The organism is Catenulispora acidiphila DSM 44928, from assembly GCF_000024025.1.
GTDB classification, from domain to species: domain Bacteria; phylum Actinomycetota; class Actinomycetes; order Streptomycetales; family Catenulisporaceae; genus Catenulispora; species Catenulispora acidiphila.
This window is the reverse complement of sequence record NC_013131.1, coordinates 6,420,922-6,446,864: the sequence shown is the minus strand read 5'-3', so window position 1 is coordinate 6,446,864 and position 25,943 is coordinate 6,420,922. Positions and strand designations below refer to the sequence as shown.

Below are 25,943 nucleotides of genomic sequence, written 5' to 3'. Positions count from 1 at the left end.
TCTCCTTCATGAGGGGGTGAGGGCCGGGCGGGTCACGCCACGGTGTCGTGCGGGATCAGGGCGGGCGCTTCGGCGCCCAGGTGATGGCAGGCGGCCGTGCGTCCGGCGTCGCCGTCGACCGGCGTCGGCGCCGAGTCCTCGGTCTCGCAGCGCGAGCGCGCCTCGGGCGATTCGAGCGCCGCGTAGAGCGGACAGCGGCCACGGAAGCGGCAGCCGCGCAGCGCGTCGGCGTCGCCGTCGAGCACCACCGGACTCGGCGGATCACCCGGCAGCACGATGCGCTCGCGCCGCCGCTCCACCACCGGGTCCGGCACCGGCACGGCCGACAACAGCGCGCGCGTATAGGGATGCCGAGGATCTTCGAACACTGAGTCGGCATCGCCGTACTCGACGACCCGCCCCAGGTTCAGCACCGCGACCCGGTCCGCGACGTGCCGCACCACCGCCAGGTCGTGCGACACGAACAGATACGCCAGTCCCAGCTCGCGCTGCAGATCGGCGAGCAGGTTCAGAATCCCGGCACGCACGGAGACATCGAGGGCTGACACCGGCTCGTCCAGCACCACCAGCCGCGGCTCCAACGCCAGCGCCCGGGCGATCGCCACCCGCTGCCGCTGCCCGCCGGAGAACTCACGCGGGAACCGGTTCGCGTGCGCCGGCTCCAGCCCGACCATCTGCAGCAGCTCGCGCACCCGCGCACCGGGCTTGCCGTGCCCGTGCGTCCGCAACGGCTCGGCCAGCAGATCGCCGACCGGCAGCCGCGGATCCAACGACGCCAACGGATCCTGGAACACCGCGGCGATCCCGGCCCGCACCTCCTTCGCCCGCCGCCGCACATTCCGGCCGCGATTGAGCGCGTCCAGGTCCTGGCCCAGCACGCTGATACTCCCGGCCTGCGGCGCGCGCAGCCGCAGGATCTCCATCACGGTGGTGGTCTTGCCGCTACCCGACTCGCCCACCAGCGCCAGGGTGCTGCCCGCCGGGATGTCGAGGCTGACCCCGTCGACGGCGCGGACCGTGCCGATGCGGCGGCGGATGACAGCGCCCTTGGTCAGCGGGTGGTGCTTGATGAGGTCGCGGACGGTGAGGACGGGGATCGGCGCGGCTTCGGTACGGGCCGGATCTGCGGTTGGTGTTGCTGCAAGCTCTTTTATGGGCTCTGACTCAGTACCGGCGGGTTCGGAGTCCTGATCTGCTGCGACCGCATCGGATTCCCCGATCGCCATCAGATCCAGCCCTTCGCCGCTCCGATGACATGCCGCAGCCCTCCCGCGCGCGACCTCCACCAGCTCCGGCTCCGTCGTCCGGCACACCTCCAGCACGAACTCGCAGCGCGGCGCGAACGGGCATCCCGTCCCCACCTCCAGCAGCGACGGCGGCGAGCCCGGGATCGAGCGCAGCCGCGCGCCGCGGCCGGCGTCCAGGCGGGGGAGTGAGCCCAGCAGGCCGGCGGTGTACGGCATCCGGGGCTCGGCGAAGAGCTCCTCGACGGTCGCGGTCTCCACCGGGCGTCCCGCGTACATCACCGTGGCGCGGTCGGCGAAGCCGGCGACCACGCCGAGGTCGTGGGTGATCAGCACGATCGCGGCGCCGGTGGCCGCCTTCGCGGTCGCCAGGACCTCCAGGATCTGCGCCTGGACCGTCACGTCCAGGGCGGTGGTCGGCTCGTCGGCGATGATCACGTCCGGGTCGTTGGCGATCGCCATCGCGATCATCACGCGCTGGCGCATGCCGCCGGAGAACTCGTGCGGGAACGCCTGCGCGCGCCGCGCCGGATCCGGGATGCCGACCAGCTCCAGCAGCTCCACCGCGCGCCGCGTCGCGATGCTCGACGCCACCTCCTGGTGCACCCGGATCGCCGCCGCGATCGCCTCGCCGACCCGGTACACCGGGGTCAGCGCGGACAGCGGGTCCTGGAACACCATCGAGATGCCGGCGCCGCGGATGCGTGACATCTCCTTGTCGCTCAGGCCCAGCAGCTCCCGGCCGCGGAAGCGCACTGAGCCGGTGACTTTCGCGTTCGTCGGCAGCAGGCCGATCGCCGCCATCGAGGACACCGACTTGCCCGAGCCCGACTCGCCGACGATCGCCAGCGTCTCGCCGCGCCGGACCTGGTAACTCAGGCCTCTGACGGCCTCCAGCCGCGTCCCCTTCTCGCCGGGGAAGGACACGCGCAGGTCCGTGACCTCCAGCACCGCGTCGCCGCTCATGCCGCACCCCCCGAAACCGAGCCCGAACCCGAGCCGGACGCGGACGCCGTCCCGGCCGTGTCGTCCATCGCGTCGCGCAGTCCGTCGCCGACGAACGCCACCGCCATCACCGTCAGGATCAGCAGGACGCCCGCCGGGTAGAACAGCCACGGGAAGTTCAGCGCCGAGTCGGTCCCGTCGGCGATGATCGTGCCCAGCGAGACGTCCGGCGGCTGCACGCCGAAGCCGAAGTAGCTCAGCGAGGTCTCGGCGATGATGGTCCCCCCGACGTTCAGCGTGGCGTCGATGATCAGCAGCGAGGCCATGTTCGGCAGCAGGTGCCGGGTGATGATCCGCAGCGGGTGCACCCCCATCACCTCCGCGGCGGTGACGAACTCCCGCTCCCGCAGCGAGCGCGCCAGCCCGCGCACCATGCGCGCCGTGACCATCCAGTTGAACGCCGCCAGCAGGATCACGAACAGCAGCCAGGTGCGGCCGTGGAACAGCGGCGAGGTGATCGCCAGGATCAGGAACGAGGGCAGCACCAGCAGCAGGTCCACGAACCACATCAGGACCCTGTCGGTCCAGCCGCCGAAGTACCCGGCGGTGGCGCCCACGATCCCGGCCAGCCCGGTCGACAACACCGCCGCCAGCAGCCCGATGATCAGCGACTTCTGCAAGCCGCGCATGGTCTGCGCGTACACGTCCGAGCCGATCTGCGTGGTGCCGAACCAGTGCGAGGCCGACGGCCCGGTCAGGAAGTTCTCGTAGTCCTGGTCCTTGTAGTTCCAGGAGTTCAGATACGGCCCGACGAACGCCAGCGCGAACATCAGGACCAGGACCACCAAGCCGAATACCGCCAGCTTGCGCCGCAGGAACCGGCGCAGCACGATCCGTCCCCGGGTCAGCGCCACCGCGTCGTCCGCGGGTCGCGCGGCGTCCTCCTCGGCGACCACCAGCTCCATCCCCGCGGCCATCAGACGCGCACCCGCGGGTCCAGCAGCGCGTGCGCGATGTCCGAGAGCAGCCCGGCTATCAGCACCAGCACGGCGGTGAACAGCACCATCGCGGCCACGGAGTTCACGTCCTCGCGCCCGATCGAGTCCACGAACCACTCGCCCATACCGTGCCAGCCGAAGATCTTCTCGGTGAACGTCACACCGGTGAGCAGCAACCCCATCTGGTAGGCGAACAATGTCGCCATGGGTATCAGGGCCGTGCGAAGCCCGTGCTTGACCAGTGCCGGCCCGCGCCGCATGCCGGTGGCGCGCGCCGTACGGATGTAGTCCGCGCCGAGTACGTCGAGCATCGCCGAGCGCTGATACCGGCTGAACAGCGCCGCCTGCCCGAGCATCAGCGACAGGGTCGGCACGACCAGGTGCTGCGCGCGGTCGGTGAGGTGCCGGAGCCAGCCTCCCGCCAGCCCCGGCGTCGTCTCGTTGGTGTACGGCAGCAACGTGGTGCCGGCGGCTTGGTTGACCTTCACCGTGCCGATCTTCAGCAGCACCGCCAACAGGAACACCGGCGTGGACAGGACCAGGAAGGACAGGAAGGTGATCGCGTGGTCCGATGGTCGGTACTGCCTGATGGCCGAGACGAACCCGAGCGCGACCCCGACCAGCGCGCCGCTGATCGTGCCGACCAGCACCAGCCGCAGCGTCACCCCGATCCGCCGCCCCATCTCCGCCGACACCGACGTGTCGTCGATGGTCTTGCCCAGGTCCCCGGTCAGCACCCCGCCGGCCCAGTGCTCGAACCGGTCCGGCAAAGGCGTCTTGTCGTTGAGGTTCAGCTGGGTGAGCGTGGCGTTGACGGACGCGGCCGGCGGCGGGGGCTGCCGGCGCGAGAAGTACTCCCGGGGACTGAGGCTGGACGCCGCGAGCAGGTAGCCCAGGCACGTCGCCAAAGTGATCAGAACCAGGTAGTTGACGATCCTGCGCAGCAGGAAAGGACCCATGGCGTCGTGTGGCTCCCGTATCAGGGCACGCTGATGCGTGTCGAAAGGACTTGGCATGGCGCTGAGCGGTTCTCGGACCGATCGGTACCCGGGAATCACCGCTTATATGCAAAAGCCTTCGGCTAAAAGACCGGCATGCGGATGGCGGGAGGTCAGAACCCTTATCGGGAAAGCGGACACAGCGCGCTGGCCACGCGGCACAAGTCCACGTGGCCGCGGGTCGTGAGCAACGCGGCGCGGTCCATGGGCTGGAACCATAACGGTAAAACCCTGATCGCGCACGAACAGCCCGGCCCTCTCAGAATGCGGGAGGACCGGGCTGCACTCGGAAATAACGGGACACCGAACGGTTCGGGACCCGAATAACGCTGTCCGTCGGCGTATTGGGCGGCGCGGCGGACGATCCGGGGTATATCAGGCCACGCAGATGATCTCACCGTGAACGACGTTGAACCACCCGTCGTTCCGCGCCGCCCAGGCGCGCCAGCCGGCCGCGACCGCGTCCAGATCCTCGAGGGCCGCGAAGCCCTTCTCCACGTACTGCGATGCCGTCGAGGACTTCGTGGTGCGGTCGGCCCACAGCTCGGCCCACCACTGCCGGTCCGCCGGATCGGCGAACACCCACGAGGAGGCGCTCGCCGTCACGCTCTCCTCGGGGAATCCGGCTTCCAGCGCCCAACTGCGCAGCCGGCGCCCGGCGTCCGGGTGGCCGCTGTTGGACGTCGCCAGGGCCTGATACAGCCGCAGCCATTCGTCGAGCGCCGGGACTTCCGGGAACCAGCGGAAGCCTCCGTAGTCGCCGTCGCGCGCCGCGATGACGCCGCCGGGCTTGCAGACCCGCCGCATCTCCTTCAGCGCCAGGACCGGATCGGCGACGTGCTGCAGCACCTGGTGCGCGTGCACGACGTCGAAGCTGTCGTCCGGGAAGTCCAGAGCGTGGACGTCGGCGACCGCGAACCGGACGTTCGGCGTCCCGCGCCGGGCCGCCTCGTCCTGGGCCAGGGCCAGCGCGTCGGCGGTGATCTCCACGGCGGTCACCGTGCCGCCGGCGACGCGCTCGGCCAGGTCCACGGTGATGGTGCCGGGCCCGCAGCCCACGTCCAAGATGCTCTGACCTGCGGAGAGGTGCGGCAGCAGGTACCCGGCCGAGTTCTCCGCGGTGCGCCAGCGGTGCGAGCGGAGGACCGACTCGTGGTGGCCGTGGGTGTAGGTGTTCTGGGGGGTCTCCGGCCTCGTCGTCATGCCGGAGACTCTAGCGAGATGACCGCTATTCGAGAAGATGTGTCTCGCATTATAAGACACCAAAGAGACTCAGCCATGGAAGAGCTCTTCGATGACCTGAGCAACTCCGTCCTCGTCGTTGGTCGCCGTCACCGCCTTCGCGGACGCCTTGGCCTCCTCGACCGCGTTCGCCACCGCCCACGAGCGCCCGGCCCAGCTGAGCATCGGGATGTCGTTCGGCATGTCCCCGAACGCGACCACGTCCGCGGCCTCGATGCCGCGCGCCGCGCACCAGGAAGCCAGCGTCGTGGCCTTGGTGACCCCGGGCGGTCCCAGCTCCAGCACGCCGCGCGGGGTGGAGTAGGTGAGGTGGCCGAGCATCCCCACCGCGGGCAGCGCCTCGGCGAACATGTCGGCGCTGTTCCGCCCCCGGTCGGTGATCAGGATCTTCAGCAGCGCGCCGTCCGCCACCGCCGCGGCCAGATCCTCGAAGGGCACCACGCGGCGCCCGGCGTCCTCGTCGTCCTGGTCGAACAGCGACAGCTCGTACCCCGCCTCGCGCACCATCCCCTGCGCCGCCTCCAGCGCGATCCGCGCGGTCGGCAGCGCGGCCCGCAGATCGGCCAGCAGCGCGGGCAGCGTCGCCGGATCGAACGGCCGCGCGTCGTAGGCCACCGCCGTGGCCAGGTCGTAGCAGACCGCGCCGTTCGAGGCGATGACGTGCGGCAGCCGCCCGAAGCACGGCTTGAGCCGGTCCAGCCACCGGATCGGCCGCGCGGTCACGGCTATCACCTGCGCACCGCGCTCCATGGCCAGGTCAAGGGCGGCGCGCGTGCGCTCGGACGTGGTCCCGTCACTGCGCAGCAGCGTACGGTCCAGATCGGTGGCGATGACTTGGGGTGGGTTCACACGATCAAGACTCGCACGCGGGGCGTGGGGAGAGAATTCTTCCGCTCCGCGCCTGGCTGCCGCACCGTCGCGCCGAACCGCGCACACACTGTCACCGGTACCCGATACCGTGCCCGGGTGATTCAGGATTTCCGACATGACGCCCTGACGGTGTTCCACGGGCTGCCGGTCTTCGCCTTCGTGCACGGCGAGGCCGCTCAGCTGGAACCGCACGGCGTGCCCGAGGACATCGAGTCCTGGGCCTGGCGCGTGGGCGCCGCCGAATACGACGGGCCCGACGGCGAGGGGATCTGGGCGCTGTTCCTCGCCACCGTCGACACCAGCCGGGTCAGGGCCCTGACGCTCGGCGCCTGGGACTCCGAGATGTCCGGCGAGGGCTGGCCGGACTACTGCGGGGCGCTGATCGACGCCGCGGACCGCTTTCCGAACCTGGAGGCGCTGTTCGTCGGCGATCTGCCCTCGGAGATGAGCGAGGTCTCCTGGATCGAGCAGGCCGACCCGGCTCCGCTGCTGGCCGCCTTCCCGAACCTGGTCGAGTTCGGCATGCGCGGCACGTCCGGGCTGCAGATCGAGCCGCTGGTCCACGACCGGTTGCGGGAGCTGACGATCCAGACCGGCGGTCTGCCGCCGCAGATCGTGCGCGCCGTCGGCGCCTCCAAGCTTCCGGCGCTCACCGGCCTGGACCTCTACCTGGGCACCCGTATCTACGACGGCGGCGCCACCGCCGAGGACCTCGCCGAGATCCTCTCTGGCGCAGCTTTCCCGGCGCTGCGCCACCTGGGTCTGCGCAACGCCGAGGATACCGACGCGCTCGCCGCCGCGCTCGCGCACGCCCCGGTCGTGGCCCGGCTGGAATCCCTGGACCTGGCCCTGGGCATGCTCGGCGACGACGGCGCGGCCGCGCTGCTCGCCGGGCAGCCGCTGACCCACCTGCGCCGGCTGGACCTGCACCACCACTGGCTGAGCGAGGCGATGATCGAACGGCTCTGGCAGGCCCTTCCCGACGTGGACGTCGACGTGGACGAAGCGCTGCTCGAGCGGGACCGCGACCGGTTCATAGCGGTGGCCGAATGAGCGCCCCGGCGGGTAGTGCCCCGGGCTGGGTGGTCGTGGCCACCGAGGACGACCCGGCGCGTGCCGAGTGGTCCGGTGCGGCACGCGAGGTGAACGTGGCGGAGCCGCGCTTCGTCCCGTGGTCTGACGTACTGGGGTCCGAGGCCGAGTTCCAGTCCGGCGACGTGGTCTTCGCCGAGCGTCTGTATCCCTGTGTCCCCGACAATCCGGTGGGCGGCCAGCGGGCGCGCTACGCGGATCTCGAGGCGGCACTTCATCATTTGGACGCCGCCGTCGCCAAGGCCGGCGCGACCTCCGCCACGCCTGCCGAACCCACGCTGCTGGCGCTGGACCGTGCCAAGCGGGACGCATTCCTGCGCCAGAGCGGCGTTCCGGTGCTGGAGCTCTCCGACATCGCCGAAGCGGGCAACAACATCCTGCGACCGCGGTTCGCCGGCTCCGACGACTGGTCGATGGAGACCTGGCGTACCCGGCTGTTCCGGCACCGCACCCGTACCGGCGTCGAGGTGTGGCGCGCTCCCGCCACAGGCGGCGGAAACCGGCAGGAGCTGGCCCAGGTGGCCGCGCTGTTGGCCGACGACGGGATCCACGCCGTCTCCGATCTGCACCGCGTCCACCTCAACACCGCCTTCTACGACTTCCGCTTCGCCGTGCTGGACGGCAAGGTGACCCACGCCGCCGGCCTGCCCCGCGACGAGGTGGTCCTGCGCGAGTGGTACGGCGGCCGGCGCCTGGAGATCGACGCCTTCCTCAAACGCTTCGGCATGGAGCGCTGGGAGCGGCTGGTGGCGCTGGCCGAGCGCGCTGCCACCTACTTCCCGGGGATCCGCTCGCTGGGCGTGGACCTCATCATGGACAACGAAAAGGCGGAGTTCGTCTTCGACGTGGACCCGTTCGGCGCATCCCTTCCCGGGATTCGCGGCGGTCTGCCGAGCGCCGGAGAACCGCAGGACGCTGACGGGGGACCGCTGTCCGTACGTGCCGCAGTGCTGCGTGCTTTATCAGCAGGTTCATAAACTGCCCCGGCGCGGCCGGTATGCTGCACCACTGACACCGTTCCGATTCGGGAGGCATTCTCACCGTTATGAAGTTTCGTCGCCACGGTCTGATCGCGTCCACGGTTCTCGCTCTGTCGGTGATGGCGACGGCCTGCGACGGCGGCGGTTCCAACGCCCGAACCCCGGCTGAGAGCGCCTCCAGCAGCGAGGCGGCGGCGGCGAAGGTCGTCACGCATGTGCTGGAACCCAAGCCGGACGACCCGCACTCGCTGCTGCACCCCGGGCCGCCGCTGACCGGCGCGATCCCGGCCGGTACCACGGTGAACGGCAAAGTCAGCGCGCAGACCTTCGACGGCGTGCCGAAGGTCGGCGCGGTGTTCTTCGGCGTCGGCGGCGTGGTCTCGGCGCACTACTGCACCGGCAGCGTCGTGCAGAGCGGGTCCGGCGACCTGATCGTGACCGCGGGGCACTGCGTGTACAACAAGCTGTTCGGCGGGTGGAACAACCACATCGTGTTCGTCCCCGGCTACCACGACGACACCGCGCCGTACGGCGTGTGGGTGGCGACCACGGCGTATCTGGACTCGACGTGGGTCGCCAGCCAGAACCCGGACGTCGACATAGCGTTCCTGAAGGTGCGCGAGGTCGGCGGCGGAACCAAGACCCTGGAGAGCGCCACCGGAGCGGACACCTTCTCCGAGGCACCGGGGTACACCAACGCGATCAGCATCGCCTCCTACCCGCTGACGGCGAAGAAGCCCGTCGGCTGCACGGCGACCACGAAGAAGTACTCTGACACGCAGCTGGAGCTGGACTGCGCCGGCCTGCCCGACGGAGCGAGCGGAAGCCCGTTCATCGCCTCCGGAGACCGCCTGGTCGGCGTGCTCGGCGGATACGAGCAGGGCGGCAACTCGCCGACCACGTCGTACAGCATCTACTTCTCGGAGCGGATCGCGAAGATCTACAAGGCGACCTCAGGGTCCTGATTCCCCCGCGTCCCGCTCACGGTGAACGGCGCGCGGCTCGCCGTGACGACGGTCACTTGGTGCGCGGGTGTCACAGCGAACCTGTACAAATGGCTCCATGCGCAACGACGTCACGAGTCCTATCGACCGCGAAGAAGCCGAGGCGGCACTCCGCCTGCTGGCGGGCGACACCGCGCGGCTGCGCGAGGACCAGTGGACCGCGATCGAGGCATTGGCCGTGCACCGCCGCCGGGCGCTGGTGGTGCAACGCACCGGCTGGGGCAAGTCGGCGGTCTACTTCGTCGCCACAGCCCTGCTGCGCGCCCGCGGCGCCGGACCGACCCTGATCGTGTCCCCACTGCTGGCCCTGATGCGCAACCAGATCGAGGCCGCCGAGCGCGCCGGCATCCGAGCACGGACCATCAACTCGGCGAACCTGCACGAATGGCAAGAAATCCAGGCCGAGATCGCCAACGGCGTCGTCGACGTCCTCCTGATCTCCCCGGAGCGCCTGAACAACCCCGACTTCCGCGACGAGGTGCTGCCCAAGCTCGCCTCCGAAGTCGGACTGCTCGTCGTCGACGAAGCTCACACGGTCAGCGACTGGGGTCATGACTTCCGCCCCGACTACCGTCGGATCCGGACCTTCCTGGCCGATCTGCCGCCTCGCGTGCCGGTGCTGGCGACGACGGCGACGGCGAACGCGCGGGTGGTGGCGGATGTGGCCGAGCAGCTCGGGACCGGTGACGGGTCGGATGCGCTGGTGCTGCGCGGGACGTTGGATCGCGAGAGCTTGTCGCTGCATGTGGTCCAGCTCGGCAGCCCGGAGGAGCGGTTCGCTTTCCTGGCCGAGCAGCTGCCGAATCTGCCCGGGTCGGGGATCATCTACACGCTGACGGTCGCGGCCACGGACGAGGTCGCCACGTTCCTGCGCTCTCGCGGCTTCGAGGTCGCGTCGTACTCGGGACGCACTGAGGACGCCGAGCGGCGGCAGGCCGAGGCCGACCTGCTCGGCAACCGGATCAAGGCCCTGGTCGCGACCTCCGCGCTCGGGATGGGCTTCGACAAGCCGGACCTGGGCTTCGTCGTGCACCTCGGGGCGCCGAACTCGCCGATCGCGTACTACCAGCAGGTCGGGCGCGCCGGGCGCGGTGTGGACCACGCCGAGGTGCTGCTGCTGCCGGGGCGGGAGGACCGGGCGATCTGGAAGTACTTCGCCTCGTTGGCGTTCCCGCCGGAGGATCAGGTGCGCCAGACGCTGGACGCCCTGGCCGCCGCCGGCCGGCCGCTGTCCACCGCGGCCCTGGAGACCCAGGTCGACCTGCGGCGCTCCCGGCTGGAGACGATGCTGAAGGTCCTGGACGTCGACGGCGCGGTGCGTCGCGTCAAGGGCGGCTGGGTCTCCACCGGCGAGCCGTGGCAGTACGACGGCGAACGCTACGCGCGGGTCGCCGCAGCTCGCGAGGCCGAGCAGCGCTCGATGATCGAGTACGAGACCACCGACGAGTGCCGCATGACGTTCCTGCGCCGCCAGCTCGACGACCCCGCCATCGAAGGACCCTGCGGCCGCTGCGACAACTGTACCGGCGTGCACTGGAAGGCACACGTGAACGCGGGGGTGGTCGACGCGGCGGGCAGCCACGCCAAACGTGCCTGGGTGACGATCCAACCGAGGCGCCAGTGGCCCACCGGGATGAGCGCTTTCGGGGTGGCGGTCAAGGGCAAGATCCCAGCCGGGGAGCTGGCGGCGGAGGGTCGCGCGCTGGCCCGGCTCACCGATCTCGGTTGGGGCTCGGCCCTGCGCGACCTGCTCGGGAGCGGCGTACCGGACCAGCCGGTACCGCCCCAACTGCTCGACGCCATGGTCAACGTCCTGAAACACTGGGCCGGCGGCGACGGCTCCGGCCCGGCCTGGAGCGAAACCGGGAGGCCGGCCAGCATCGTCACCATCGCCTCGCGCAGGCGTCCCCGCCTGATCGCCTCGCTGGCCGAAGGGGTCTCGCAGATCGGCCGGCTCCCGATCGCCGGCAGCGTGGACCGTGCGCGCGACGACGGGCACACCGGCCCGACCAACAGCGCCTGGCGCCTGCGCTCGGTCTACGACGCCTTCGACCTCGGCCCGCAGCTGCGTGAGCGCCTGGCCGAATGCCCTGGCCCCGTCCTGCTCGTCGACGACCTCGTCGACTCCGGGTGGACGATGACCGTCGCGGCCCGCTTGCTGCGCCAGGCCGGCGCCCCCGCCGTGCTGCCGCTGGCCCTCGCCCTCGCCGGGTGACGGAGCGGCGGACGTTGACGGCGACAAGCGGGCCGGTCACCGCGCTGTCGGGGCGACAGCCGTCAACGCTTCGCGATATTCGACCCCGAGCGCACCGCCGACGTGCCGCACCGTGAGCGCGAACACGCACGGGACCTATGTCAGCGTCGGGCCGAAGACGCGTTCTGTGTCAGGGACGACGCTGGACGCCATCTACGACCGGGGCTTGAGGGAGAACTCCGTGCCCCCCAGGATCGCCACCGCCGGTCCGTCCTTCTCTTGCGTCTGCGGCCGCCGGCTGGCGTAGAACAGCGTCCCGTGCGCCCGATCGGCGCCGGTGCAGATGTAGTCCGAGGTGAGGAACAACGCCATGGCCGGGTCGGTGACGCATGCCCTGTCGCCCTGCCGGGCAGCCTGCAGAACGATTCCCGGCACGTCCGGCCCGATGTCGGCGCCGACGTCGATCATGATCGTCCGGCCGCCCGCGACCGCTTGGAGGGACTTGAATGCCTGCGGAGTGCTCCGGCCCGGGGTGTACAGGTTTTCCAGATGCGGTGCCGTCATGGCGACGAAGAGAGCAGCCACAGCCGCTCCGAGGATCGCTACGCGCGGCAGAGCGGACGGAGGCCGGCGGAACAGCGTCCAAAGCCGGCAGGCGATGACGAGCAGTAGTGCGGGGACCACCATCATCGACCACATGCCGATGTAGGAAGCGGAGAGATCGTCGATACCGTTGGTCGCGTAGTAGACCAGCATGAGGCTGGCCATCGCGCCCCCCACGACCGCACCGGTGAAGAACCTGCGCGTCGCGGTGTCGGGAAAGGTGATCGCACTGCACAAGGCCGCCAGGTACACGGCCGGCAACTCCAGGAAGGGATGAGATCCGGTCGACCAGTACGAAGCCATGTAGTCCACCGCCTGGCTCAGCGAGTGATGGCCGGCTTGAGGCGATTGGCTGTAGTGGAGGTATTTGCCGAACTCGCCGGGCCAGTGCAACGCGAGGTTCAGCACGAGGGGCAGGGCGAACAGCAGAACCCACCCCGCCGCGATCAGGGCGGGGCGTCGTTCGAAGGACCACGACCAGCTTCCGCTGACCACACGCCTGACCGCCGGGAGCGCGACGGCCGTGGCTGCGATGGCTGTCGCGATCAGGAGGAAGGATACGTGCCCGTGCCACAGATACAGGCAGGAGAAGGCCAGATATGGAAGCTCGGTGAGCCGTCCGGTACTGACGGCGGCCGCTGAGAAGATGAGGAGCAGAACCGGGACCAGGTACTGGTCGGGCATCCACGTACTGGCGATCGGATCGCCCCCTGCTGTGGGGAACGCGAGGTAGGTGTAGGGGACGACCGCTGCCAGCAGGGCACAGGCCAGCGATCCGGTATGGCGCCACACGATCCGCACGACCGCGGCGAGCATGAGGCAGTTCATCGCCATGACCGCCACGAGTTGGCCGTTGAACGGAGCGGGGACCAGGTGGAGGAGGTCGTAGAAGAGCCCCTGCCCGATCGCCTGGTTGTCCATGAAGGCCGGCCCCGGATGATGGAACCCGACCCGCGAGTAGTTGCCGACGAGCAGATGGAAGCGCAGCGCCTTACGGACGAGAAGCGAATTCAGGGCCTCGTCGCCGAACTCCGTCACATGGCGTGAGAACACCCACCGGTTTCGGAAGAGCAAGCCGCTGAACAGTACGACGAACGTGCCGAAGAACACGGAGCGATCGCCGAGTCGTGCTCTGAGGTCAGAGGCCCGGCTGACCACCGCGTCGGCGGCACTTCGGGCCCGCACGACGAACGGTCGCCGCGGCAGGGCGACAGAGTCCCCATCGTCGAGGTCTGGGTCCTGAACCGCCCGGCTCTCGGCTGACATCACAACGTCTTCCGTTTCAGATCCTGAGCCGCCCCGCGAAGTGCGAAGTGCTCGTCCCGCCCTCGCGTGATCGAGGATGTCATGACCCGCAGCCGAGTCGCGTCGTTCCGGACGGCAGCCGCAGCCGCCGGCCGCCCGAGGACGCCGATCGCTCGGCGACCGTAGCGTACCGGCTGTGGCAGGATCCCTGTGCCGGTGCCGGGGGTGATGACAATATCGCGGATGGCCTATTCGACGTCGCATCGCGACGAGATAGCCTGTTCTGCCAGCTGAAACAGTCTTCTTATACGTGCCCCTGCGGCCCTTATCCGATGTAAAGTGCTCCAGCCAAGTCTGATTGGCATGACAGCAGTCACAGTAAGGATTATTATGTCCGAATCGTCCATAGGCGTGTTCGAACGCGATGTCGTGGTGATTGGCGGGGGCGGTCATGTGGGACTGCCGCTGGCGATCGCTCTGGCGGACGGTGGTTCGCGGGTCACGGTGTACGACGTGTCCGCGCGGGCGGTGGAGCTGGTGAACTCCGCGACACTGCCGTTCGACGAGCCGGGTGCCGCGCCGGTGCTGGAGCGGGTGGTGGCCTCCGGAGCCCTGGTCGCCTCGACGGACCCGGCCGTGGTGGGCACCGCGGAGAACGTCATCGTGGTCATCGGGACGCCGGTGGACGAGCACCTGAATCCCGACCAGACCGCGATACCGCGGGCATTGCAGACCTGTGCGCCGTATCTGCGCGACGGGCAGCTGATGGTGCTGCGCTCCACGGTGTATCCGGGGGTGACCGAGCTCGTCGAACGGATGATCGCGCGGCTGGGCGTGGACGTGGATGTGGCGTTCTGCCCGGAGCGGATCGCCGAGGGCAAGGCGATGACCGAGCTGTTCGAGCTGCCGCAGATCGTGTCCGGGCGGACCGAGGCGGCGCAGAGCCGGGCGGCGGCGTTGTTCTCCCGGCTGACGGACACGATCGTGCCGCTGTCGCCGGAGGAGGCGGAGCTGGCCAAGCTGTTCACGAACACCTGGCGGTACATCAAGTTCGCCGCGGTCAACCAGTTCTACATGATGGCCAACGACCGGGGTCTGGACTTCGAGCGGATCCGTGCCGGCCTGTCGCAGGACTACCCGCGGGCCGCGGACATGCCCGGCGCGGGCTTCGCCGCCGGGCCGTGTCTGTTCAAGGACACCATGCAGCTCGCGGCGTTCCACAACAACAACTTCACCCTGGGTTATGCGGCGATGACCACCAATGAGGGGCTGCCCCTGTATGTGGTGGACCGGCTGGACGCGCAGTACGACCTGAAGAACATGACCGTGGGCATCTTGGGGATGGCGTTCAAGGGCGGCAGTGACGACATCCGCTCGTCGCTGTCGTACAAGCTCAAGCGGATCCTGAAGTTCAAGGCCTCCGAGGTGCTGTGCACCGACCCGCTGGTGACCGTCGACCCGTCGCTGGTGCCGCTGGACAAGGTGCTGGCCGAGGCGGACCTGCTGATCATCGGTGCGCCGCATCAGGAGTACCGGGACCTGAAGACCGACCTGCCGGTCGCCGACATCTGGAACAGCCTCGGCGACGGGGTACGAATATGAGCTCGGTCGAGCAGGGGAATCCCAAGGTCTCCGTCGTCATCCCGGCCTACAACGAGGGCGAGAACATCGTCCCGGTGCTGGACCGGCTCTTCGAGGCCGTCTCGATGCCGTGTGAAGTCCTGGTCGTCGTGGACAGCCCCGAGGACTTGACCGTGCCGATCATCGAGCGCTACGCCGAGCACGAGCCGCGGCTGCGCTGTCTGATCAACACCTACGGCCGGGGCCCGGCCAACGCGATCCGGTTCGGGATCGACACCGCCAAGTCGCCGGCGGCGGTGGTGACGATGGCTGACGGCTGCGACGACCCGCGGCAGATCGATATCCTGGCCCGGTTGGTCGAGCGCGGCGTCGCGGTCGCGGCGGCCTCCCGGTACATGCCCGGCGGGCAGCAGGTCGGCGGGCCGCTGTTCAAGGGCACGCTGTCGAGCATGGCCGGTCGTTCCCTGGCGTTCTTCGCGCGAGTGGGAACGCGGGACGCGACGAACTCCTTCAAGGCGTATTCCACCGATTTCGTGCGAGAGGTCGGGATCGACTCCCGCGACGGGTTCGAGATCGGGATCGAGCTGACCGCCAAGGCCCGACGGCTGCGCCGGCCGGTCGCCGAGATCCCGACGATCTGGCTGGACCGTACGCTGGGCGAATCGAACTTCCAGCTCTCCAAATGGCTGCCCAAGTACCTGAAGTGGTACCGGCTCGCCTTCGGACCTCCCCTGACCCTCGAGCAGTTGCAGCTGTTGAACAAGAAAGAAAGAGACGACCTGACATGACGCAGAAAAAGGTTCTGGTTTCCGGTTCGGCCGGGTTCATCGGCGGCTATGTGGTCGAGGAACTGCTGGGCCGGGGCTACAAGGTCGTGGGGATCGACAACTACTCCAAGTACGGTCCAGTCACCAAGTCCTACGACCAGCACCCGGATTACGAGTTCCACGAGGGCGACGTCCGCGACACCGAGCTGATGGTCGAGCTCCTGTCGGACTGCGACCACTTCATCGCCGGCGCCGCGCTGATCGGCGGGATCTCCTACTTCCACACCTACGCCTACGACCTGCTCGCGACCAACGAGCGGATCATGGCCTCCTCGTGCGACGCGGCGATCAAGGCGCACGCCGGCGGCACGGGCCGGCTGAAGAAGGTCACGTACATGTCGTCCTCGATGGTGTTCGAGTCGGCGACCGAGTGGCCGTCCTTCGAGGGCCAGGAGCGGCAGGTGCCCCCGCCGTTGTCCTCCTACGGCTTCCAGAAGCTCGCCGTGGAGTACTTCGCCAAGGCGGCCTGGGACCAGTACAAGCTGCCCTACACGATCGTGCGGCCGTTCAACTGCGTCGGCGTCGGCGAATCGCGCGCGCTGGGCGACGAGGAGATCCTGTCCGGGAACGTGAAGCTGGCCATGAGCCACGTCGTGCCGGACCTGGTGCAGAAGATCGTCAAGGGCCAGGACCCGCTGCACATCCTGGGCACCGGCGAGCAGATCCGGCACTACACCTACGGCGGGGACCTCGCGCGCGGGATCGTCACCGCCATGGAGCACCCGGACGCGGTCAACGACGACTTCAACCTGTCCACCCCGCACGGACACTCGGTGGCCGAGCTGGCCCAGGCCATCTGGGGCAAGATCAAGGGCGCGGACGTGCCGATGACTCTGATCTCCGACGACCCGTTCGAGTACGACGTCCAGCGCAGGGTCCCGGCCACCGACAAGGCCGCCCGCGTCCTCGGCTTCTCCGCCGACACCACCCTGGACACCATGCTCGACGAGGTCATCCCCTGGATCGTCAGCGCCGTCGAGAACGGAACCATCTGACGCGGACCGAGCAGCCGCTGAATGTCGCCGAAGCGCCCGGAAACCCGGGCGCTTCGGCGACACCGCTGAGCGCTCGAGCCAGGTGCAGAGCCTGGAGAAGTCCCTCGAGGACACCGGCCTGGAAGCTGTCATCAGCCGCCTGCGAAATCACGACCCCGAAGTGCTGGCCGACCTCGCCCAAAGACAGCTCCGACATCGCCGCCGCCGTCGCCGCGGCCGCAGAGAACGGATCGGGCTGCCGCGGGCGGGCGAAATGGGAGTGTCAGCGAAATATGGGTACTGGGACGTGGGTGCCTTCAGCCGGGCGCGTCCCACGGGGTTCGGGCTGCCGCGCTGATCGGTAAGCGTTATCGAGCCCTGATATACGGGAATCAGCATCGTGATTCGCTCTAGGTGCTTGACCTGTGCCGATAGGCGGTCTTCTGCTCTCGCGGCTTCACTCTTTCCAGCGATAGTGGGCGGCGGTGGGCACTGCGAGGATGCCCGCGGGGCGGACCGGTCGATCCGCCTGTCCGTTCAAGCCAGGGGGTACCCAAAGTGACACGAGACCGCTTACGCCGCGTTGTCGGCGTGTTCGGCGTCTGGTGGCATCGCCCACGCAAGAAGTCCTTCACCGCGCTGGCCGCGGGTGTCGCCGTGGCCATGGTCGCCGCCGTGCTGTCGGTCGGCGCGATGCCCGCCGCGGCCGCCGTCAACCCGCCGCCGCCGTTCCACGAGTGCCCGGCGGTCGGGAACGCGACCGGCTGCGCGGTGCTGTTGGTGTTCCAGTCCGACGGCACCGTCTCCGTGCTCAGCGACCCGAACAGCGGAAACCCCTACGACGGGGCGGACGACACCGAAGTCGGGGTGCTCAACGAGGCCGGCGTCGCGATTCCGAACGTCACCCTGAACTCCGGCGCCGACATCTTCGGATTCGACGGGGACGGGATCTGCTCCGGGGGCTTCTCGGGCACCCCGGCCGGCTGCCCGTTCGACCCCACCAAATACGGCGGGCCCGGTATCAGCTACTCGGGCATCAACGCGGCCAAGACCTCCGGCGTGGTGAACTTCGCCGAGTCCTGCACCGGAAACACGGCCTCGACCTGTAGCCCGTCGGCCGGATTGAACGACGGGGCCAGTGCGTTCTTCTCCTTGGAGGAGAACGTGACCGGCGCCTCGATCATCATCCCGAAGGCCAACCCGGTGATCGCCTCCACCACCCCGTCCCCGGACACCACGGTCGGCGGCACGATCTCCGACTCCGCCGTGCTGGCCAACGGCCGGGTTCCCAGCGGGACGCTCACCTTCAACCTCTACGGTCCCGGCGACACCAGCTGCCAAAGCGCTATCAGCACCCTGACAACCGCGGTCAACGGCAACGGCACCTACCCCTCCGGCACCTTCAACGCCTCCGTCCCGGGCACCTACAGCTGGACCGTGTCCTATGGCGGTGACGCCAACAACAACCCCGCACCCACCACGGCGTGCGGCAGCGAGACGGTCACGGTGTCCAAAGCCAGTCCGTCCCTGACGACCACGCCCTCCGGCGCGGTTCCGGTCGGCGGCACCATCTCGGACGCCGGCACGTTGTCCGGTGGCTTCAACCCGACCGGTAGCCTCACGTTCACTTTGTACGCTCCCGGCGACACCAGCTGCCAGACCGCTATCAGCACCCTGACGGACGCGGTGGCGGGAAGCGGGACGTACAACTCCGGTACCGTGCCGGTCAGCGCACCCGGCGTCTACAACTGGGTGGTCGCCTACAGCGGTGACGCCAACAACAACGGCGCCACCAGCGCCTGCGGCAGCGAGACCGTCACGGTGACGAAAGCCAGTCCGTCACTGACGACCACGCCGTCCGCCTCGGTTCCGGTCGGTGGCACCATCTCGGACGCCGGCACGTTGTCCGGCGGCTTCAACCCCACCGGTAGCCTCACGTTCAAGCTGTACGCCCCCGGCGACACCAGCTGCCAGACCGCTATCAGCACCCTGACGGACGCGGTGGCGGGAAGCGGGACGTACAACTCCGGTACCGTGCCGGTCAGCGCTCCCGGCGTCTACAACTGGGTGGTCGCCTACAGCGGTGACGCCAACAACAACGGCGCCACCAGCGCCTGCGGCAGCGAGACCGTCTCGGTGACCCCGCAGGTTCTGACCGGGCGCGCCTACGGTCTCACCGCCAGCGCCTCCGCCCTGGGCCTGCAACTGCTCTCGATCGCCCCGACACCGGACACCGGCTCGGTCAGCACCACCACCGCCGAGACCGTCGCCCCGCCCTGCGTGGTGAGCCTCTCCGGCCTGATCAACTCCGGCACGCTGTGCGCGTCGGTGACCACCTCGCTCAACCCGTCCAAGTCCACGGTCCAGGCCTCGGTCGACAACACCTCGATCGGACTGCCCGGCGTGCCCGTGATCACCATCGGCGCGGTCCAGTCCCAGTCCACGAGCACCTGCCAGGCCGCCAACGGCAGCACCACCATCGCCTACCTGAAGGTCGGCGGCGTCGTGGTGATCTCCAAGCCGACCGCGGTGGCGCCGAACACGAAGATCAGCGTGGCGGGCGTCTCGCTGATCCTCAACGAGCAACTCGCCAGCCCGGGCGTGCTCACCGTCAACGCCGTCCACGTCAAGATCAACGCGCTCGGCCTGAACCTGGTCACCGCGAACGTGGTCCTGGCATCCTCCACCAGCGACATCCACAACTGCCCATGACCCCATGACCCGCATCGGAGACTGAGCACTGTGTCCCGCCGGCAACCACTGCCGGCGGGACACGTCCACGATTGCCAGACCGCGCCCCTACGGCTGGGCTTTCGGGTCGGCCTCCGACTCCCCGCGAGCCGCCTTGCGCTCGGCGTCGGTGAACTCGTACTTCCCTGACGCCGAGCCGCGCGCCATCATTCGCGCCACGGTGCTCATCGACTGACCCGTCATGCGCGCCGTATAGGACAGGCTGGTCTCCCGGCCGATGCCCATCCCGGCCGCCGCGGTGATCGCGTCCTGATCGGCACCGAGGAACACCACCTGCCAGCCCTTGGCGCGGCGCTTCTCGATCAGCTTCTTCACCTCGGGCAACGTGTACTCGCGCGAGGAGTTCTCCATACCGTCGGTGAGAATGACCAGGACCACCTCGCCGGGCCGCTCCTCGACGTCCATCGCCTTGATCTGCGCCTTGACGGCGGTGATGGTCCGCCCGATGGCGTCCAGCAGCGCGGTGTTCCCGCGCGGCTCGAGCGTGTACTCGGGCACGTCGGCGAGCGCCAGGTTCTCGTATACGGGCTCATACGTGGTGGAGAAGTGGTACAGCGACACCCGCGTATCGCCGGCGATCTCCTTCTGAGCTTCCAGGAACGCCGTGAGGCCGCCTTCGGTGTCGTTCTTGACCGCCTGCATGGAGCCGGACCGGTCCAGGACCATCACTATGTGGCGGAGGTTCGGGTTGGGCATGACTCGATGCTCCTTAGTGCGGAGAGAGTCGCCGCTGCTGTCCGACTCCGGAGCGGTAGCGCTTGCTGGGCAAGTCAGGGAGCGGTGACAGGGTGCCGCGATTCTAGTCCCGAACCCTTTCCCGCAGCAGTCCGAGCAGCGTGGTGCTCAGCAAGTCGGCGGCTTGCTCGCGGGTCACGCGGCCGGCGTCGGCCTCGGTGAGGGCGACGTGGGCCAGGGCGTAGACCGAGGCCATCACCCACGGCAGGGGCAGGTCGGTGCGGAATTCGCCGGCGTGGCGGCCGCGGGTGACCACAGCCTCGATGCGGGCGAAGACCTGCTCGTGCAGGCGGTGGACCTTGTCCGGGCCCAGGTGCGCGGTGGCGGCGGCGAGCAGGCCTTGGTAGCGGCCGAGGATCCAGGGGGCGTGCGAGAGACGGTCGATCGCCTCGCCCGCGGTGCCGGACTCCAGGTCCAGGGCGGCGAAGGTGGCGTCGGCCTCGGACAGGGAGCGGACCAGGAGCGCGTCGACGATCGCGGGCAGGGAATCGAAGTGCCCGTAGACGGTCACGCGGCCGACGCCTGCGGCCTTGGCGATCTCGGTGACGGTCGCGTCCGGGCCGCCGGCGAAGCACTGCAGGGCGGCGTCCAGGATCGCGGTGATGGTCCGCTCGGCGTCGGCGCGCTTCGCGGGACGGCCGCCGGCCGCCGGGGCGCCGCCGGCTGGTGCGGCGGCGTCACCGGAGCGCGGGCGCTTGTCGGTCTTGTCGGCCATGGTCAAAGCCTAGGGTGTGGGCGGCTCAGTGCTCCTCGGCGCTCCTGATCTCAGCGCACCTCAGTGAGCGAAGGCCGGCCGTGCCGTCGGGTCCGGACGTCCGGCGGGCAGCAGGCCCAGCGCCGTGACGCCCGCCACCGCCGCGATGCCGGCCGCGACCGCGAACGCCGTACGGAATCCGCCGACGCCGGTCGCCGTCACCCCGAGGCTCCCGGCGGCCAGGACCGAGGCCAGCGCCACGCCGAGCGCCGAGCCGAGTTCGTGCCCGGTGTTGACCAGGCCCGAGATCAGCCCGGCCTCGGTGTGGTCGGCCTCGTGCAGCGCCACGGTCGTGGCCGTCACCAGCGCCATGCCCACACCGGCGCTGAGCAGCAAGAACCCGGGCAGCACCGCGAGCGCGGCGTTGCCGCTCGCCGGAAGCCGGGTCAGCAGCAGCGCGCCGACGGCGGCGACGACGAAGCCGGAGACGGCGGTCGGGCGGAAGCCGAGATGCCCGAGGCTGCGCGAGGCCAGATGCGCGCCGAGACCTGTCGCGACCGCCACCGGCAGGTAGACGACGCCGGTCTTGAGCGCCGAGTAACCCGCGCGGTGCTGGAGGTACCACGAGACGAGAAAGAACCCGGTGAGCAACAGGATCGTCGCCGCGAACATCACCGCGGTCCCGGCGACCACCGCGCGGTTGCGCACCAATCCCGGGCGCAGCAGCGGTTGCGGCGCCGAGCGTTCCACCAAGACCAGCGCTCCTGCTGCCAGCACCGCGCCGGCCAGCGGCAGCATCGTCGCCGCGGTGCCCCAGCCGGAGCTGCCCGCGTGAATCAGACCGTAGACGAGCAGGGCGGCGGTCGCCGTGGCGGTCAGCGCGCCGGGCACGTCCACACCGCGCAGCGACCGCGCCGGAGCCGACGCCGGGACCAGGCGGGGCAGCAGCGCGAGCACCGCCAGACCGACCGGCAGGTTCACGAAGAACACCCAGCGCCAGCCCGGTCCCGAGGTCAGCGCCCCGCCGACCAGCACGCCGACCGCCGCGCCCGCCCCGCCGATCGCGCCCCAGACGCCGAGCGCCTTGGTCCGCTCCGGGCCGTGGAAGGTCGTGGTGACGATCGACAGCGCGGCCGGGGACAGCAGCGCGGCGGCCACCCCCTGCGCGGCGCGCCCGGCGATCAGCTCGCTGCCGGTGTGCGCGGCTCCGGACAGCAGCGAGGCGCCGGTGAAGGCGGCCAGGCCGATCAGGAAGGCGCGGCGGCGTCCCAGTCCGTCGGCGAGCCGTCCGCCGAGCAGCAGCAGGCCGCCGAAGCACAGCGTGTACGCCGCCGGCACCCAGGTCAGCGATTGGCGGCCGAGGTCCAGGTCCTGGGCCATCGACGGCAGCGCCAGGTTCACCGCCGTGATGTCGACGATCAGCATGAACTGCGCCAGGCACAGCAGGGTCAGGGCGGTCCAGCGGCCGCCGGCCTCTGTGTGTTCCACGCCGGTGGCTTCCTGCTCCAGGTCGGTGTCTTGCTCCATCGGTGTCCCCCTCCGTTTCGGAGAAATCAAACATGGCTGTATGAGTTCAACGATGACGCGCGCGACGGGGCTAAGTCAAACGGTAGTGTTCGAGTTAGCCGAATATCGCTGGACGATAGGCTTGACAGTGCTTGACAGACCCTGTCAAAACGCCGGCGATCCGGTCCGATCAGCGAGGAAACCCATGGCCAAGGCACTGTCGGAGATCCTGGCGGACGACGTCCGCGCCGCGCTGACCGCGGTGCTGGGGGACGCGGCGCGCGGCGCCGACCCGCTGATCCGACCCTCCGACCACGCCGACTTCCAGGCGAACGGGGTGCTGCCGCTGGCCAAGGCGGTGAAGGGGAACCCGAGGGAGCTGGCGATGCGGGTGGCCGCGGTGCTGGTGGGCTCGGCGGGCTCAGTGGGTTCCGAGGGCGCGCCGGACTCGGCGGGCGCGGGCGTCTCCGCTGAGGGCGAGACCGAAGGCGGCGAGGGCACGGAGCCGGTCGTCACCTCCGGCGTGATCGCCGCCGTCGACGTCGCAGGTCCCGGATTCCTCAACCTCACGCTCACCGATGCCGCCCTGGCCGCGCAGGCCGCCGAGCGCCTCGGCGACCCGCGCCTGGGCGTCGCGCCGACCGGCGTCGGCCGGACCGCCGTCATCGACTACTCCCAGCCGAACATCGCCAAGGAGATGCACGTCGGCCACCTGCGCTCGACCGTCATCGGCGACGCGCTGGTCCGGCTGCTGGAGTTCGACGGCCGCACCGTGGTCCGCCAGAACCACCTCGGCGACTGGGGCACGCAGTTCGGCATGCTCATCCAGTACCTGGTCGAGCACCCCGAGGCCCGCCCCGCCGACGCCGAGCACTCCGGCGAGGTCGCGATCTCCTGGCTGACCGCCCTGTACCGCGACGCCCGCGCGCACTTCGAGTCCGACGCCGAGTTCGCCGACCGCGCCCGCAAACGCGTGGTGACGCTGCAGGGCGGCGACGAGGAGTCGCTGGAAGCCTGGCGCGAGATGGTCGCCGAGTCCAAGCGCTACTTCGAGGACGTCTACGGCCGCCTGGACGTGCGCCTGGTCGACGCCGACGCGGTGGGGGAGAGCTTCTACAACCCCTACCTCGCCGAGGTCGCCGCCGACCTGGAGGAGCGGGGCATCGCGGTGTGGAGCGAGGGCGCGCTGTGCGTGTTCTTCGACGACATCAAGGGTCCCGACGGCGACCCGGTCCCGCTGATGGTGCGCAAGAGCGACGGCGGCTACGGCTACGCCGCCACCGACCTGGCCGCCGTCCGCTACCGGGTCAACACCCTGAAGGCCGACGAGATCCTCTACGTCGTCGACAGCCGCCAGGCGCTGCACTTCCGCATGGTCTTCGAGACCGCGCGCCGCGCCGGCTACCTGCCCGAGGGCGTCGAGGCGGTGCACGTGCAGTTCGGCTCGGTCCTGGGCACCGACGGCAAGCCCTTCAAGACCCGTGCGGGCAAGACCATCCGCCTGATCGAGCTGCTGGACAGCGCCGTCGACCACGCGGTGGCCACCGTCGAGGAGAAGAACCCGGACCTGGCCGCCGCCGACGCCCGCACCGAGGCCAAGCTCGTCGGCATCGGCGCGGTGAAGTACGCCGACCTGTCGACCTCCCGCACCAAGGACTACATCTTCGACCTGGACCGCATGGTCTCCCTCCACGGCAACACCAGCGTCTACCTCCAGTACGCCCACGCCCGCATCCACTCGATCCTGCGCAAGCTCCCCCCGGGCACCCCGGCGCGCATCCACACCGACCTGGTCCTGGAGCCCGCCGAGCGCAAGCTCGCCCTGCACCTCGACGACTTCGGCGCGACCCTGGCGACCGTCACGGAGAACTTCGAGCCGCACCGCCTGGCGACGTACCTGTACGCCCTGGCGCAGACCTTCTCGGACTTCTACGAGAACTGCCCGGTCCTCAAGGCACCGACCGACGCCGTCCGCGAAAACCGCGCCGCACTGGTCCAACTGACCGGCGAGACCCTGAAGGCGGGCCTGGCACTGCTCGGCATCAGCGCCCCGGACCAGCTGTGACATCAGGACCCTGCGACCCGGCGATCTCACCGGCGATCTCATAGTCGAACCAGATGCGGTGCACCCCCTCCGCATCGATCTCGATCCCCCCGGTACCGGTGACGCCCACCAGCTCACCGGTACCGCTGCCGGGAACGATGAGGAAGTATTCATCCGACCGGTCGGCACCGGCGGTCGTGGCCGAGTGCACGAAGTTGAACGTCCCGCCGAACTCGCCTAGCCTCCCCTCGAACGACTCCAACGCGACGTAGGTCCCCGCCCCGCGCTCCTGGTCGTAGGCGGAGGTGAAGAGCGTCGCGGACCGCCCCGCGATCCCGCCCTCGAAAGCCTTCTCCATGGTCGCGACACCGGTCGGAGTGGCGGTGACGATCTCCAGCGAGGGCTCCACGGCCGCCGGCGCGAAGGAGATCACGGTGAAGGTGCCTTCGGTTCTCATGCGCTGACGGTAGCCGGTGGCGGGGACATGCAGGCGCGGCCGGCAGTCGTGTCACCCCATCACCGCCGGCCGCCAGCGTGGAATGCGGTGCTCCATCGAACTGCGCTCCCTGCGAGGCCATTCAAACCATGCGCGAAGCCGTAAAAAGCTTCTAAAGCCCCACAAATTAACCGCACCAGCCCACGCCCGCCACCCACGCACACGTCATGAGCGCCCCATCGACAGCCTCCTGCTGCGTGCAGTCACCGCCCCGCCAAAGCCGTCGCCTCCGCGATAGCCGCCAGCACCCGCGGGGTGTCCGCGAGGTCGTCGAGGACCACGGCGGCGCCGGCGGCGCGGAGGTCGGCGCTCGGTGTGGTGCCGCTGGCGACGGCGACGATGGCGGCGCCGTGGGTGAGGGCTGCTTCCACGTCGCGGATGGTGTCGCCGAGGATGACGGTGTGGGGTGGGTCGTAGGTGTGGCCGTGGGTGGCTTGGGCTCGGCGCCAGGCGTGGGGGATCAGGGCGTTGCGTTCTACTTCGTCGTCGCCGTAGGCGCCGATGGTGAAGTCGATCCAGGGGTGGAGGTTGAAGGCTTGGAGTTTCATCTCGGCGACGGTGCGGATGTTGCCCGTGAGGACTGACTGGCGGGCGTCGGGGGTGGCGGCTAGCGCTTCCAGTGCCGCCTGGGCGCCGGTGAGGGCGCGGCCTCGGGTCTTGGTCGCCTCGGCGCGGGACAGGAGGGAGCGCTCGAGGGTGGTCAGGAAGCGGGCCAGGAGGGCCGGGTCGGGTTCGACGTCGTGCATACGCAGGATGCGGGCGGCCATGGCGCGCTCGGTGAGGCCGTTGAAGGTCATGTCGCCGCGCCAAGGGCTGCCGATGGTCTCCAGGACGGCCTCGGCGTAGGCCTCGGTGGCGACGCCGGTGGTCTTGATCAACGTCTGGTCGATGTCCCAGAGCACCAGCAGCCCGTCGCCCAC

21 protein-coding genes are annotated in these 25,943 nt (G+C 69.6%); 9 read left to right on the top strand and 12 right to left on the bottom strand.

Annotated elements, in window-relative coordinates:
• Nucleotides 1–32: 32 nt before the first annotated feature.
• From CACI_RS27685 to CACI_RS27665, 6 genes are all read right to left on the bottom strand, one after another.
• Nucleotides 33–2,210 (bottom strand): dipeptide ABC transporter ATP-binding protein, encoded by a 2,178-nt coding sequence (locus CACI_RS27685; protein WP_015794180.1) that lies wholly within the window; start codon nt 2,208–2,210, stop codon nt 33–35.
• A complete protein-coding gene (locus tag CACI_RS27680; protein WP_015794179.1) occupies nt 2,207–3,166 on the bottom strand; it encodes an ABC transporter permease in 960 nt (319 codons plus the stop codon). Before CACI_RS27680 ends, CACI_RS27685 begins: the two co-directional genes overlap by 4 nt.
• Nucleotides 3,166–4,146: an ABC transporter permease gene (locus tag CACI_RS27675; protein ID WP_015794178.1), complete on the bottom strand. Its 981-nt coding sequence runs from the start codon at nt 4,144–4,146 to the stop codon at nt 3,166–3,168. Before CACI_RS27675 ends, CACI_RS27680 begins: the two co-directional genes overlap by 1 nt.
• 161 nt (nt 4,147–4,307) lie before the next feature.
• Nucleotides 4,308–4,391, bottom strand: coding sequence for a putative leader peptide (locus tag CACI_RS54380; protein WP_395994344.1), 84 nt, complete (start codon nt 4,389–4,391; stop codon nt 4,308–4,310).
• A gap of 169 nt (nt 4,392–4,560) precedes the next feature.
• Nucleotides 4,561–5,388, bottom strand: coding sequence for a class I SAM-dependent methyltransferase (locus tag CACI_RS27670; RefSeq protein ID WP_015794177.1), 828 nt, complete (start codon nt 5,386–5,388; stop codon nt 4,561–4,563).
• A gap of 69 nt (nt 5,389–5,457) precedes the next feature.
• On the bottom strand, nt 5,458–6,276 hold the full coding sequence (locus tag CACI_RS27665) for an HAD family hydrolase (RefSeq protein ID WP_015794176.1): 819 nt from the start codon (nt 6,274–6,276) through the stop codon (nt 5,458–5,460).
• 117 nt (nt 6,277–6,393) lie between these two features.
• On the opposite strand from CACI_RS27665, the gene CACI_RS27660 reads away from it, so the two are divergent.
• The 4 genes from CACI_RS27660 to CACI_RS27645 all read left to right on the top strand — a co-directional run bounded on the left by CACI_RS27660 (nt 6,394) and on the right by CACI_RS27645 (nt 11,588).
• Nucleotides 6,394–7,350, top strand: a complete 957-nt coding sequence (locus CACI_RS27660; protein WP_015794175.1) for an STM4015 family protein — start codon at nt 6,394–6,396, stop codon at nt 7,348–7,350.
• Entirely contained in the window at nt 7,347–8,366 is a 1,020-nt protein-coding gene (locus CACI_RS27655) for a hypothetical protein (protein WP_015794174.1), read from the top strand. Before CACI_RS27660 ends, CACI_RS27655 begins: the two co-directional genes overlap by 4 nt.
• Nucleotides 8,367–8,434: 68 nt before the next feature.
• Nucleotides 8,435–9,334, top strand: coding sequence for a trypsin-like serine peptidase (locus CACI_RS27650; RefSeq protein ID WP_015794173.1), 900 nt, complete (start codon nt 8,435–8,437; stop codon nt 9,332–9,334).
• 97 nt (nt 9,335–9,431) lie between these two features.
• Nucleotides 9,432–11,588 carry a RecQ family ATP-dependent DNA helicase gene (locus CACI_RS27645; protein WP_015794172.1) on the top strand — a complete coding sequence of 719 codons (2,157 nt, stop codon included), beginning with the start codon at nt 9,432–9,434 and terminating at the stop codon, nt 11,586–11,588.
• A 192-nt stretch (nt 11,589–11,780) separates the two neighbouring features.
• Here CACI_RS27645 and CACI_RS27640 read toward each other — a convergent pair whose 3' ends face one another.
• Nucleotides 11,781–13,436, bottom strand: coding sequence for a hypothetical protein (locus tag CACI_RS27640; RefSeq protein WP_015794171.1), 1,656 nt, complete (start codon nt 13,434–13,436; stop codon nt 11,781–11,783).
• A gap of 369 nt (nt 13,437–13,805) precedes the next feature.
• Here CACI_RS27640 and CACI_RS27635 point away from each other — a divergent pair, with 369 nt between their 5' ends.
• From CACI_RS27635 to CACI_RS27620, 4 genes are all read left to right on the top strand, one after another.
• Nucleotides 13,806–15,017: a nucleotide sugar dehydrogenase gene (locus tag CACI_RS27635; RefSeq protein WP_015794170.1), complete on the top strand. Its 1,212-nt coding sequence runs from the start codon at nt 13,806–13,808 to the stop codon at nt 15,015–15,017.
• On the top strand, nt 15,014–15,784 hold the full coding sequence (locus tag CACI_RS27630) for a glycosyltransferase family 2 protein (protein WP_015794169.1): 771 nt from the start codon (nt 15,014–15,016) through the stop codon (nt 15,782–15,784). Before CACI_RS27635 ends, CACI_RS27630 begins: the two co-directional genes overlap by 4 nt.
• Nucleotides 15,781–16,818: an NAD-dependent epimerase/dehydratase family protein gene (locus tag CACI_RS27625; RefSeq protein WP_015794168.1), complete on the top strand. Its 1,038-nt coding sequence runs from the start codon at nt 15,781–15,783 to the stop codon at nt 16,816–16,818. Before CACI_RS27630 ends, CACI_RS27625 begins: the two co-directional genes overlap by 4 nt.
• Nucleotides 16,819–17,355: 537 nt before the next feature.
• Nucleotides 17,356–19,509 carry a choice-of-anchor P family protein gene (locus CACI_RS27620; protein WP_015794166.1) on the top strand — a complete coding sequence of 718 codons (2,154 nt, stop codon included), beginning with the start codon at nt 17,356–17,358 and terminating at the stop codon, nt 19,507–19,509.
• A gap of 87 nt (nt 19,510–19,596) precedes the next feature.
• On the opposite strand, the gene CACI_RS27615 is transcribed toward CACI_RS27620, so the two are convergent.
• The 3 genes from CACI_RS27615 to CACI_RS27605 all read right to left on the bottom strand — a co-directional run bounded on the left by CACI_RS27615 (nt 19,597) and on the right by CACI_RS27605 (nt 22,504).
• A complete protein-coding gene (locus tag CACI_RS27615; RefSeq protein WP_015794165.1) occupies nt 19,597–20,244 on the bottom strand; it encodes a vWA domain-containing protein in 648 nt (215 codons plus the stop codon).
• A 103-nt stretch (nt 20,245–20,347) separates the two neighbouring features.
• Nucleotides 20,348–20,998, bottom strand: a complete 651-nt coding sequence (locus CACI_RS53925) for a TetR/AcrR family transcriptional regulator (protein WP_015794164.1) — start codon at nt 20,996–20,998, stop codon at nt 20,348–20,350.
• A 60-nt stretch (nt 20,999–21,058) separates the two neighbouring features.
• Nucleotides 21,059–22,504 (bottom strand): MFS transporter, encoded by a 1,446-nt coding sequence (locus tag CACI_RS27605; RefSeq protein ID WP_015794163.1) that lies wholly within the window; start codon nt 22,502–22,504, stop codon nt 21,059–21,061.
• Between the two features lie 184 nt (nt 22,505–22,688).
• Here CACI_RS27605 and argS point away from each other — a divergent pair, with 184 nt between their 5' ends.
• A complete protein-coding gene (gene argS, locus CACI_RS27600) occupies nt 22,689–24,548 on the top strand; it encodes an arginine--tRNA ligase (protein ID WP_015794162.1) in 1,860 nt (619 codons plus the stop codon).
• Here argS and CACI_RS27595 read toward each other — a convergent pair.
• Nucleotides 24,526–24,984: a DUF3224 domain-containing protein gene (locus tag CACI_RS27595; RefSeq protein WP_015794161.1), complete on the bottom strand. Its 459-nt coding sequence runs from the start codon at nt 24,982–24,984 to the stop codon at nt 24,526–24,528. The genes argS and CACI_RS27595 overlap by 23 nt on opposite strands.
• A 242-nt stretch (nt 24,985–25,226) precedes the next feature.
• Entirely contained in the window at nt 25,227–25,943 is a 717-nt protein-coding gene (locus CACI_RS27590) for an HAD family hydrolase (protein ID WP_015794160.1), read from the bottom strand.